The organism is Blastococcus deserti (assembly GCF_042682525.1).
GTDB classification, from domain to species: Bacteria; Actinomycetota; Actinomycetes; order Mycobacteriales; family Geodermatophilaceae; genus Blastococcus_B; species Blastococcus_B deserti.
Window position 1 is genome coordinate 711432 of record NZ_JBHUHP010000001.1, and the last position, 11571, is coordinate 723002.

The window sequence follows — 11571 nt, forward strand, 5'->3', positions numbered from 1 at the left end:
CTCCGGTGCTCCAGACCTCCATCGACGGTGTCCCGGTCTTCTGCGCCGACGGCCCGCCGCCCTTCACCGCCGGCCTCGTGTTCGGCGTGGGCCGCCGCGACGAGACCTTCCTCCGGGGCGGGATCACCCACCTGGTGGAGCACCTCGCGATGCGTGCTGTGGGCCGGACGGCCATCGAGACCAACGCGTCGGTGGACCTCCTCAGCACCGAGTTCACGGCGACCGGCCCGGCCGACAAGGTCGGCGCATTCCTGACGGCGGTCTGCGCCGCGCTGGTCGACCTGCCGGTCGAGTTCCTGGCGGTCGAGGCCGACGTCGTGCGCACCGAGGCCGGGCAGGTGACCTCGCCTCCCGTCGGAGCGCTCCTCGGCGATCTCTACGGCGCCAGGGGTCCCGGCCTCGCCGGGACGATGGATCCGGCCGTGCACTCGATCCCCCCGGACGAGGTACGCGACTGGGCGCGCACCTGGTTCTGCCGGCAGAACGCCGCCCTGTGGTTCTCCGGTCCCGATCTTCGCGGGCTCAGGCTGCCGCTGCGCGACGGCGTCGTCCCGGAGCGTGCCCCCCAGCCCAGGCCGCTCGTCCGGACCCCCGCCTGGACCACGCACCTCACCGGCGACCACGTCGTCCTCGCCGCCGCGCTGCCGGCCGGGTATGCCGCTGCCGCCACCGTCGGCATCCTCCGCGACCGGGTCGAGGAGGAGCTGCGGCACCGGCGGGGCGTCTCCTACGCGGTGCTGGCCGACCGGGTGCTCGTGGGGCCGGAGGAGCGGCTGGTCGTCCTGGACGCCGACGCGCGCGCCGGCCAGGAGGCCGTGGTGGCCGGCGTGCTGTGGCGGGAGGTGCAGCGGCTGGCGGAGGAGGGGCCCGCCGGTCCTGAGCTGGAGCACCAGAGGGCCTTCGTGGAGGCGTCGCTCGCCGACCCCCGGTCCGGTGTCGACGAGGCCCGCTCGTTCGCGATCGCGCAGGTGACCGGCGTACGTGTGCCCAGCTCCGCGCAGCTGAGGTCCGACGCTGCCGCCCTGACCCACGAGGAGGTCCGGGGGACCGCCACGCGGCTGCGCGACGCGGCCGTGCTGACCATGCCGCTGGGGACCGATCCGGTGCCGCCCGGGCTCCAGCGGCTGCCCGAGTGGTCCGCCGGGGTGGTGGCCGGCCGGGAGTTCCGCCCCCGGCGGCGCATCGGCTACCCCAGGCAGACGCGGCTGGTGGTGGGGGCGGCAGGGGCCAGCCTGATCCGCGGTCCGGAGGAGCGGATCACCGTCCACTGGGGCGAGCTGGCCGGCATGGTGCGCACCGGTCCTGAGGAGGAGGTCCTGGTCGGTCAGGACGGTTTCAGCCTCGTCGTCGCGGCGGCCGAGTGGCGCGACGGCGACGAGGCGCTCGCACTGGTCCGGGCCGCCGTGCCGGAAGAGCTGCGGATCGTCGGGGACGACGCACGCGTCGACCGTGCCGTGCTGCTCCTGCGCGCCCCGGCGCACCGGGTGCGCGAGTCGGTGGGCGTCTCCCGTCGCCGGGCGACGATGGTGGCCAACGGTGAGTGGACGGCGCTCGCCGGTGAGGAGGACCTGCCGCCGGAGGCGCAGGCACGGGTGGTGGCGGAGGGAGCGGGAGGCCGTCCAGCGGTCCTGGTGCTCCGTCAAGGACACGCCGACCTGCAGTACGTGCTCCTGCGGGGCGGTCGGGAGATCGATCGGCACGTGTGGGGCGGGACGAGCGGGGACCCCGCCCTGCTCGCCGAGGCCACGGGACGCCCGGAGGCGGAACTGGCCCCCGTGCTGTCCGCCGACGGCTCCCCGGCGGAGGTCCTGGCGCGATTCGGTGCGGTCCTGGCCCTGCCGGCGGAGGTGCCCGACCTGCTCGCCGGCCGCGCCGTGGCCACTGCCGAGGAGGTGGTGGGCCAGGGGTTCGTCGCGGGTCTGCGCGCCACCGTCCGCGGCGACTACGCCCCTCCGCCTGGCGAGGGCAGCTGGGTGGACCGCTGGCTTCACGTGAGTCGCCGCCGTCCCCGGTGGTACCGGGCGCTCAACGCGGTCGAGGCGGTGGCCTTCGCCGTCCTCGCCTGGCTGCTGGTCCGTGCGGCCGAGGGCGACCTGGTCAGCTGGCGCGGCGGGCTGGGACTGCTCGCCGGGCTGGTCGCACTCGCCTGCCTCTACGACACGCGACCGCCCCGTCCGGCCACCGACGTGGAGGAGACGCGGACGGGCACGCCGCCATCCGGGTGAACCCCGGTTCGGTGTCGTATCCGCCGGTTACGGTTCCGTCGTGAGCACTGCGCCCGTCGACATCGAGCAGCCGGACCAGCCCGCCGTCGAGGCCGCGACGGACCGGGAGGACCTCACCGAGGTCCCCGACGACGCACGGACGCGGCACCGCGACCTCTCCGAGCAGCTCGACCGGTACGCGTTCGCGTACTACGTGCGCGACGAGCCGCTGGTCAGCGACGGGCAGTACGACGAGCTCATGGCCGAGCTCAAGGCCATCGAGGCCGCCCACCCGGCGCTGGTGACGCCCGAGTCCCCCAGCCAAAAGGTCAACGGCGGCTTCACCGCGACGTTCGCGCCGGTGCAGCACCTCGAGCGCATGCAGAGCCTGGACAACGCGTTCTCCAGCGACGAGCTGTCGGCCTGGGCGGGGCGGGTGGAGCGCGAGGTCGGCACGGGCGCGGTCTACCTGTGCGAGCTGAAGGTCGACGGCGTGGCCGTGGCGCTGGTCTACGAGAAGGGGCGCCTGGTGCGGGCGGCCACCCGGGGCGACGGGACGACGGGCGAGGACGTCACCGCGAACGTGCGGACGATGGCCGACGTGCCCCAGCAGCTCACGGGGGAAGACGTCCCCGAGCTGCTCGAGGTGCGCGGCGAGATCTACTTCCCCGTCGCCGCCTTCGCCGACGTCAACGCCGGCATGGTCGAGCAGGGCAAGGCCCCGTTCGCCAACCCGCGCAACGCCGCCGCGGGCTCGCTGCGGCAGAAGGACCCGCGGATCACCGCCTCGCGGCCGCTGCGCCTCGTCGTGCACGGCCTCGGTGCCCGCCGCGGGCTGGAGCCGGAGCGGCAGTCGGACGCCTACGACCGGCTGCGCGAGCTGGGCCTGCCGGTGAGCGACCGCTACGAGGTCGTGGACGACCTCGAGGGCGTGTGGGCCTACATCGAGCGCTACCGCGAGCAGCGGCACTCGGTGGAGCACGAGATCGACGGCGTCGTCGTCAAGGTCGACCAGGTCGCGCTGCAGCGGCGCCTGGGTTCCACCTCGCGGGCACCGCGCTGGGCGATCGCGTTCAAGTACCCGCCCGAGGAGGCGACCACCAAGCTGCTCGACATCCGGGTCAACGTCGGGCGCACCGGCCGGATCACCCCGTTCGCGTTCATGGAGCCGGTGAAGGTGGCCGGCTCCACGGTGCAGCTGGCCACGCTGCACAACGCGTCGGAGGTCAAGCGCAAGGGCGTGCTCATCGGCGACACCGTGGTCATCCGCAAGGCCGGCGACGTGATCCCCGAGGTGCTGGGCCCGGTGGTGGCGGCGCGCACCGGCGACGAGCGCGAGTTCGTCATGCCGACGCACTGCCCGGAGTGCGGCACCGAGCTGCGGCCGGAGAAGGAGGGCGACGCCGACATCCGCTGCCCGAACGCCCGGTCGTGCCCCGCGCAGCTGCGGGAGCGGGTGTTCCACGTCGCCGGTCGCGGGGCCTTCGACATCGAGAACCTCGGGTACGAGGCCGCGATCGCGCTCCTGCAGAGCTCCCTGCTGCAGGACGAGGGCGACCTGTTCTTCCTCGACGCCGAGAGGCTGGAGCGGACCGCCTTCTTCACGAAGAAGGACGGCACCCTGTCGGCCAACGGGCAGAAGCTGCTGGCCAACCTGCAGACCCGCAAGGACGTCCCGCTGTGGCGGGTGCTGGTCGCCCTGTCCATCCGTCACGTCGGTCCGACGGCCGCCCAGGCGCTGGCCCGCGACTTCCGCTCGCTCGACCGGATCGCCGAGGCGAGCGAGGAGGAGCTGGCCGCCGCCGACGGAGTCGGGCCCACGATCGCCCGGTCCATCCGCGACTGGTTCGCCGTCGACTGGCACCGCGAGGTCGTGGACAAGTGGCGACGGGCCGGCGTGCGCATGGCCGACGAGGGCGAGGAGGCCGGTCCGGGGCCGCTGACCGGGGTGACCGTCGTGGTCACCGGCTCGCTGCGCGACTTCAGCCGCGACCAGGCGACGGCGGCGATCCAGGAGCGCGGCGGAAAGGTCACCGGATCGGTGTCGAAGAAGACCGGCTTCGTGATCGTGGGTGCCGACCCCGGCAGCAAGTACGACAAGGCCGTGCAGGTCAAGGTGCCCATCCTCGACGACGACGGCTTCCGCGTGCTGCTGGACGAGGGTCCGGAGGCCGCCCGGGAGGTGGCGACGATCGGCGACGGCGGCTAGAACGGCGCCGTCCCCCGGGTGCCTGAGCGGCTGGTGGGTCGTCGGACACCGATCAGGTCAGCAGGACGGTCAGCGCGCGGCTGCCGGCTCGGGGACCAGGCCGAGCTGGCCGAGCATCGTCATCTGGTCCAGGTAGACGGTCACGGCCGCGATCCGCTCGCCGCGCCGGGTCGCGATGCCGCAGAAGGGCAGCACGACCGACCGGCCGGTGGGTGGGACCGTGCCCCCCGGGCCGGTCATCGGGCCGGTGTGGGTGCCGCTCCAGGTGCCCTCGATCGCGAAACGGTCGCCGCCGTCGACGACGCCGGTGACGGCGTGCCGGCCGTCGGGGAAGGCGACGGCGAACGACCGGTTGACGTCCAGCCAGGCGGCCACCGACAACCGGTCCCCGAACGGTGAGGACATCTCCGCGTCGGGGGTGAGCGCGGTGTGGACGTCCGACCAGCGGTGGCTGTCGATGACCTCGAACAGCCGCTCGGCCAGGGTGCGCGCATCGGTCATGGTCTCCTCCTCGGTGCGAGTGCGAGTGCGAGTGCGACGCGGCCGAGCCTCCGGCCACCGCGAGCGGCACACATGGGGGAGCTTCCCTATGTTCGCGGGGCATCCGGGACGAGGAGACCGTGCTGGACGGCCCGCAGCGTCGCGGCGGAGCGGGAGTGCACGCCGAGCTTGGCGTAGACCGCCTCGACGTGGTGTTCCACCGTCTTGCGCGACACGACGAGGGTGGCCGCGATCTCCGGGTTCGAGGCGCCCTGGGCCAGCAGCCGCAGCACCTCGGCCTCCCGGGCGGTGAGCCCGCTGACGAGTGCGGGCCGCCGTCGGGCCGGATGGCCGGCCGAGGCCAGGACCGCGTCGACGGCGTCCGCATCCAGCCGGCCGGCGCGGCTCTCCGCCCGCAGGGTGGTCGCCGCTGCGGCTGCCGCCGACGCCGGGCGGTGGGCGCGGTCGGCCACGAGCGCGGCGTACACGTCGGCCGCTGCGAGGATCCGCGCGGGCACGCTCAGGGCGGCACCGTGCTGCGCCCGGTGGTAGCCGCTGCCGTCGAGCCGCTCGTGGTGCTGGCCGGCGAGCACCGCCAGCGGCTGCAGCAGCGACGAGCGGGCGAAGATGCGCTCGGTGACGTAGGGGTGCAGGCGCACCTGCTCGCGCTGGTCGTGGTCGAGCGGGCCCCGCTTGTCCCAGACGGGGACGGAGACCGCGATCCGCCCGACGTCGTGGATCCAGCCGGCCCGCCGCAGGTCCGTGGCCTCGGGTCCGCGGAGCCCGCATCGGAGGCCGGCGTCCCCGGCCAGTGACGCGACCGCACGCGAGTGCCCGGCCGTGTAGGCCGACTTCAGGTCGGTGAAGTCGGCGATCGCCGTCAGGACGTCGTCGACCCCTTCGGGACCGAGCACGGGGGTGCCGCCGGGCTCCATGGCCAGCACCTCGGTCCAGGGGTCGTCCGGATCGGTCGTCAGCGGACCGGCGTCGCCGAGGAAGGCGTCGACGACGGCGGGCAGGTACGCCCGTCCGCGCCGTGTGCGCAGCATCTCCGTCGCGCCGTCGGGCCCGACCAGCCGGAGGTGCACGGAGACCGCCTCGGACAGCTGCACCAGCTGGGCGGGCAGCGAGATCTCGTCGGCGCCCAGCCGGTTCGGGAAGCCCCTCCGGTCGGGGCGCTCGTAGACCATGCCGACGTCCTCGCGCAGCCCGTCGCGCAGACCGGGCTCGAAGCCGAGCCGGTCGATCAGCATCCGCGCCACCTCGCACACCGCCGCGCCGGCCTGTTTCATGACGCCGGCCCGCGCGAGCAGGTGGATCAGCGCGGCGGGCTGCTCGGTGAGCGGCCGGGAGCCGACGGTGAGCTGGACCAGGTACCGGAACAAGGCCCGGCCGTCGGACACGTCACGGGTGCCGATGCCGGCTCGGAACGCCCGCTCGTCGCCGAGGTACCCGGCCAGGGCGGAGCCCTCCGCGGTGCACCCGATGTGACGCAGCAGCGCGAGGTAGTAGATGCGGCGCTGCGTCGCCACGTCGAGCTGCATCCGCTGGGACAGACGGACCGCCCGCGAACAGATGCGCAGACCGGACCCCATCGGCATCACCATGCCGACGTCGATCGCGACCGACCAGGCGGCCATCAGCTCCGACAGCCGGACGCTGTCGCGCGTCGCCGGGCGGACCTCCGCCATGTCCCACCACGCTAGTGGTGCGCCCGCCGGTCGACGGGTGCCCGGCTCGCGAGTGGACCGGTACTACGCCGGCGGCAGCGACGCCACGGTGGTCGCGATGCCCGTCAGGTGCGCCAGCCGCAGCAGCTCCGAGCGGCGGAACGCGGGGCCTCCGGAACGGCCCAGCACGACGGCGCAGCCAGGACCGCCGTAGGGCGCGGCCATCATCTCGATGGCCATCTCCCGCCAGCGCTCCGGCAGCCACTCCTCCTGGCTCGGCAGGAGTCGCGGCCCGGTCAGCGGCATCCACGGCAGGGGGAGCCCGTCGAACGCCGGTGCGGCGTCGGAGGCAGCGGCGACCTCCCAGGGCAACCCTCCGGGCGGAGGGGCCTCCAGCGCGGACAACACGACGGCCCAGCCGCTGTGGAACACCCGGGGCAGCTCGGCGGCCAGCAGCTTCGCCGACGTCCCCTCGGGTGCCCGGGCGAGGGCATCGAGGAGCTCCAGCTCGCGATGGAGGTCGAGCGGCCCGGCGAACGGGCGGAGCGACTCGACCGAGACCCCGGGAACGCTCTGCGCGGCCGTGATGAGGGTGTCGGGCAGGCGGTGCGGCGGGAGGTCGACCACGATGTCGTCCACGGCCACCCCGTTGGCGCGCTCCAGGACGTCCAGCGACACGATGTCGACGCCCGCGGTGCCGAGGGCCGTCGCCACGGCGCCCAGGACGCCGGGCCTGTCGGGAACCACGAGGCGCAGGAGATAGGACACGGTTCCTCCGGGGTCGTCCTCCGGCCCCCTGCAGTGGCCCGACGCAAGCGCGCGAGTGGCGGCGGCAGGGGGTCCTCGTTCGATCTCCGTCGATCGCGACGCGTGCAGCTTCTCACGTCCGGTTCCGCACCGGCGGGTGCCCGACCCGGCCCACGTAGAGTGGCGAGGTCACGTACCCGGCCCAGGAGCGGGCCGCACACAGCCGTTCGGACACGGTCGTTCGGCAGCGCGAAGTGGAGTTCCACCCCAGCATGAGCACGCTCTCACGGAAGGAAGTCGCCCACCTGGCGCGGCTGTCCCGCCTGGCGGTGACCGACGAGGAGCTCGACCTCTACGCCGGTCAGCTGTCCGCCGTCCTGGACGCGGTCGCCCAGGTGCAGAAGGCGGCCGTCGAGGACGTGCCGCCGACCACCCACGCGGTGCCGATGACCAACGTCGCGCGTGCGGACGCCGCCCGGCCGAGCCTGCCCCGTGAGGTCGTCCTCGCCGGGGCGCCGGCGGCCGAGGACGATCGCTTCCGGGTGCCGCGCATCCTGCAGGAGGAGGCGTGACCATGCCCGACGCGACCGGCCGCGAGTTCACCTCGATGACCGTGACCGAGCTGCAGGCCGCGCTGCGGGACGGCGCCACCGCCGCCGAGGTCACCCACGCCTACCTCGACCGCATCGCCTCCGACGACGGGACGCTCGGGTCCTACCTGCACGTCGATCCCGAGGCCGCCCTGGAGCGGGCGGCGGCCGTCGACGCGTCCGGCGCCGCGGGGAGCGGGCTGGCCGGCATCCCCGTCGCCCTCAAGGACGTCATCGTCACCGAGGGGGTCCCGACCACCAGCGGCTCCAAGATCCTCGAGGGCTGGGCGCCGCCCTACGACGCCACCGTCGCCGCCCGCCTCAAGGCGGCGGACACGGTGCTGCTCGGCAAGACCAACATGGACGAGTTCGCGATGGGCTCCTCCACCGAGAACTCCGCCTACGGCATCACCCGCAACCCGTGGGACCTCGAGCGCATCCCCGGTGGCTCCTCCGGGGGGTCGTCGGCCGCCGTCGCCGCCGGGCTGGCCCCGTGGGCGATCGGCACCGACACCGGCGGGTCGATCCGCCAGCCGGCCGCACTCACCGGCCTGGTGGGGCACAAGCCGACGTACGGCTCGGTGTCCCGCTACGGACTGATCGCCTTCTCCTCGAGCCTGGACCAGGCAGGGCCGATGGCCCGCACCGTCCTCGACGCCGCGCTGCTGCACGAGGCCATCGGCGGGCACGACCCGCTGGACTCCACCAGCATCGACGCGCCCCTGCCGGTGCTGGCCGAGTGCGCCCGGCGGGGTGCCGACGGCGACCTCGCCGGTCTCACGGTCGGCGTCGTCCGCGAGCTCGGCGGCCAGGGGCACACCGACGGCTACGAGCCCGGGGTCCTGGCCCGCGTCGCCGAGGCCGTCGCGCTGCTGGAGAGCATGGGCGCCGAGGTCCGCGAGGTCTCCTGCCCCGCGTTCGACCTGGCGCTGCCCGCCTACTACCTGATCGCCCCCAGCGAGGCGTCGTCCAACCTGTCCCGCTTCGACGGGGTCCGCTACGGCCTGCGGGTGGGGGACGACGGCACGCGCGACCTGGACGAGGTCATGGCGCTCACCCGCGAGCAGGGCTTCGGCCCCGAGGTTAAGCGGCGGATCATCCTCGGCACGTACGCGCTGTCGAGCGGCTACTACGAGGCCTACTACGGGCAGGCGCAGAAGGTCCGCACGCTGATCAGCCGCGACTTCTCGGCCGCGTTCGACGCCGGCGACGGCGCCGGTGTGGACGTGCTGGTCAGCCCGACCACGCCCACCGTCGCCTTCCCGCTCGGCTCCCGCGTCGACGACCCGGTCGCGATGTACGCCGCCGACCTGTGCACCCTCCCGGCCAGCCTGGCCGGGGTGCCGGCGATCTCGGTGCCCTGCGGGCTGTCGGACGGCCTGCCCGTCGGCTTCCAGATCATGGCGCCCGCGCTGGCCGACGACCGCTGCTACCAGGTCGCCGCCGCCCTCGAGGCGGCCCTGGACGCCGCTCGCGGCTCGCGGTTCCTCGACCAGCTGCCCCGCCCCGCCGCCCAGCCCGTCGGGGGTGCCGCGTGAACGGCGCGCTCAAGGCCGCCTGGGCCCTCACGGCGTTCGTCGTCCTGGCGGGGATCGGTTTCTGGATCGGCACCGGACGCCCCGTCTTCGCCGTCTTCATCGTCCTGGGCGTGCTGACCGGCGTCGGCGCGCTGCTGACCGGGCGGACGACGGCCCCTGGCCGCACCGGCCCGAAGGAGAACAACCCCTCATGAGCGACACCCTGGTCGACTTCGACGAGGTCCTGACCCGCTACGAGCCGGTGATCGGCCTCGAGACCCATGTCGAGCTCGGCACCGAGTCGAAGATGTTCTGCGGCTGCTCCACCACGTTCGGGGCCGAGCCCAACACCCAGACGTGCCCGGTCTGCCTGGGCCTGCCCGGCTCGCTCCCGGTGGCCAACGCCGTCGCGATCGAGTCCACGATCCGCATCGGGCTGGCCCTGGGCTGCCGGATCGCCTCGTGGTCGCGGTTCGCCCGGAAGAACTACTTCTACCCGGACATCCCCAAGGGCTTCCAGACCAGCCAGTACGACGAGCCGCTGTGCACCGCCGGGCACCTCGACGTCGAGGTGGACGGCGAGACGTACCGGGTGGAGATCGAGCGGGTGCACCTGGAGGAGGACACCGGCAAGAACCTGCACGTCGGCGGCGCCACCGGGCGCATCCACGGAGCCGACTACTCGCTGATCGACTACAACCGCGCCGGCATCCCGCTGGTGGAGATCGTCACCCGCCCGATCCCCGGCGCCGGCGCGAAGGCACCGGAGGTGGCCCGGGCCTACGTCACCGAGCTCCGCGAGATCCTGCTGGCCCTGGGCGTCTCCGAGGTCCGCATGGAGCAGGGCAACCTCCGTTCGGACGTGAACACCTCGCTCGCCCCGATCGGCAGCCTGGAGTGGGGCACCCGCACCGAGACGAAGAACGTCAACTCGCTGCGCTCGGTGGAGCGCGCGGTGCGCTACGAGATGCGGCGTCAGGCCGCCGTGCTGGACGCCGGGGGTCGCGTGCTCCAGGAGACCCGGCACTTCCACGAGGACACCGGCAGCACCTCCGAGGGCCGCAGCAAGGAGGAGGCGACCGACTACCGGTACTTCCCCGAGCCCGACCTCGTGCCGATCGCTCCTGACGAGGAGTGGATCGAGAAGCTGCGCGCCGCGCTGCCCGAGCTGCCGGCCGCCCGGCGGGCCCGGCTGCGGGAGGAGTGGGGAGTGTCGCCCACCGAGATGGCCTGGCTGGTCAACGCCGGCGCCGTCGAGCTGGTGGGGGACACCGTCGCTGCCGGCGCCTCACCGGCTGACGCCCGGAAGTGGTGGCTGGGCGAGCTGGCCCGCCGGGCCAACGACGCGGGCGTGGAGCTGGCCGAGCTGGCCGTCACGCCGGCCCAGGTCGCCGAGCTCGTCGGTCTGGTCACCGCAGGGACCATCAACGACCAGCTGGCCAGGCAGGCCCTCGACGGCGTGCTGGCCGGGGAGGGCGACCCCGCTGCGGTCGTCGAGAGCCGCGGGCTGGCCGTCATGGGCGAGTCCGACGAGCTGGTCTCCGCGGTCGAGGCGGCGATCGAGGGCAACCCCGACGTCGCCGAGAAGGTGCGCGGCGGCAAGGTCCAGGCCATCGGGGCGCTCGTGGGTGCCGTCATGAAGACGACCCGCGGCAAGGCGGATGCCGCGACGGTGAAGCGGATGCTCGAGGAGCGCCTGATCTCCTCCTGACCCGGCGCCTCCTCGCCTGCCGGCCCCGGGCCCCCGTCGTCGCGGCCTCCCGTCCGGGTCCGTCGGCCTGTCGGCACCCGGAGCGGTCAGAAGGGCGCGGGGTCGTCCGGCCCGTCCGGCCACGCCGTCCCGCCCCCCAGCCACGCCGACCCGTCCCGCCACGCCGACCCGTCCCGCCACGCCGGTCCGTCCGGCCACGCCGGTCCGGCGTCGGCGAGGCCGGGTGGTCGGGTGGTGCGGGTGACGCCGCTGGGGGTGGTGACGGTGAGCACGCCGTCGGGGGTCATGGTGAAGCGCCAGCCGGGGGCGTGGGTCTTGAGCCGGTGATGCCGGCGGCACAGGCAGCAGAGGTTCTCGCAGGCCGTCTGGCCGCCGTCGGCGTGCGGCAGGACGTGGTCGAGGTCGGCCCAGCCGGCGTCGTTGTGGCAGCCGGGATGGCGGCA

Annotated in this window: 10 protein-coding genes; 6 read left to right on the plus strand and 4 right to left on the minus strand. The window is 74.2% G+C overall.

Going from position 1 to position 11571, the window contains the following annotated elements; genetic code table 11:
* The first annotated feature begins 5 nt into the window (after positions 1-5).
* Together ACFSHS_RS03410 and ligA are read left to right on the plus strand one after the other, a co-directional pair.
* Positions 6-2225 (plus strand): peptidase M16 family protein, encoded by a 2220-nt coding sequence (locus ACFSHS_RS03410; RefSeq protein WP_376871721.1) that lies wholly within the window; start codon positions 6-8, stop codon positions 2223-2225.
* 40 nt (positions 2226-2265) lie between these two features.
* The gene (gene ligA / locus ACFSHS_RS03415) at positions 2266-4413 is read left to right on the plus strand and encodes an NAD-dependent DNA ligase LigA (RefSeq protein ID WP_376871724.1); all 2148 of its coding nucleotides are present in this window, start codon (positions 2266-2268) and stop codon (positions 4411-4413) included.
* A gap of 69 nt (positions 4414-4482) precedes the next feature.
* Here ligA and ACFSHS_RS03420 read toward each other — a convergent pair whose 3' ends face one another.
* From ACFSHS_RS03420 to ACFSHS_RS03430, 3 genes are all read right to left on the minus strand, one after another.
* Positions 4483-4914 carry an ester cyclase gene (locus ACFSHS_RS03420; protein WP_376871727.1) on the minus strand — a complete coding sequence of 144 codons (432 nt, stop codon included), beginning with the start codon at positions 4912-4914 and terminating at the stop codon, positions 4483-4485.
* An 86-nt stretch (positions 4915-5000) separates the two neighbouring features.
* Positions 5001-6584 carry an HD domain-containing phosphohydrolase gene (locus tag ACFSHS_RS03425; protein ID WP_376871730.1) on the minus strand — a complete coding sequence of 528 codons (1584 nt, stop codon included), beginning with the start codon at positions 6582-6584 and terminating at the stop codon, positions 5001-5003.
* Between the two features lie 63 nt (positions 6585-6647).
* Positions 6648-7331: an ACT domain-containing protein gene (locus ACFSHS_RS03430; protein WP_376871732.1), complete on the minus strand. Its 684-nt coding sequence runs from the start codon at positions 7329-7331 to the stop codon at positions 6648-6650.
* Between the two features lie 251 nt (positions 7332-7582).
* Here ACFSHS_RS03430 and gatC point away from each other — a divergent pair, with 251 nt between their 5' ends.
* The 4 genes from gatC to gatB are packed head-to-tail and all read left to right on the plus strand — an operon-like array spanning position 7583 to position 11128.
* Positions 7583-7882 carry an Asp-tRNA(Asn)/Glu-tRNA(Gln) amidotransferase subunit GatC gene (gene gatC / locus ACFSHS_RS03435; RefSeq protein WP_376871733.1) on the plus strand — a complete coding sequence of 100 codons (300 nt, stop codon included), beginning with the start codon at positions 7583-7585 and terminating at the stop codon, positions 7880-7882.
* Between the two features lie 2 nt (positions 7883-7884).
* Positions 7885-9438 carry an Asp-tRNA(Asn)/Glu-tRNA(Gln) amidotransferase subunit GatA gene (gatA, locus tag ACFSHS_RS03440; protein ID WP_376871783.1) on the plus strand — a complete coding sequence of 518 codons (1554 nt, stop codon included), beginning with the start codon at positions 7885-7887 and terminating at the stop codon, positions 9436-9438.
* Positions 9435-9632: a hypothetical protein gene (locus ACFSHS_RS03445; protein WP_376871735.1), complete on the plus strand. Its 198-nt coding sequence runs from the start codon at positions 9435-9437 to the stop codon at positions 9630-9632. The genes gatA and ACFSHS_RS03445 overlap by 4 nt, the downstream gene beginning before the upstream one ends.
* Entirely contained in the window at positions 9629-11128 is a 1500-nt protein-coding gene (gene gatB / locus ACFSHS_RS03450; protein ID WP_376871738.1) for an Asp-tRNA(Asn)/Glu-tRNA(Gln) amidotransferase subunit GatB, read from the plus strand. The genes ACFSHS_RS03445 and gatB overlap by 4 nt, the downstream gene beginning before the upstream one ends.
* 86 nt (positions 11129-11214) lie before the next feature.
* Here the strand turns inward: gatB and ACFSHS_RS03455 are convergent.
* On the minus strand, positions 11215-11571 hold a 357-nt coding region (locus tag ACFSHS_RS03455; protein ID WP_376871740.1), incomplete at its 5' end, for an HNH endonuclease signature motif containing protein.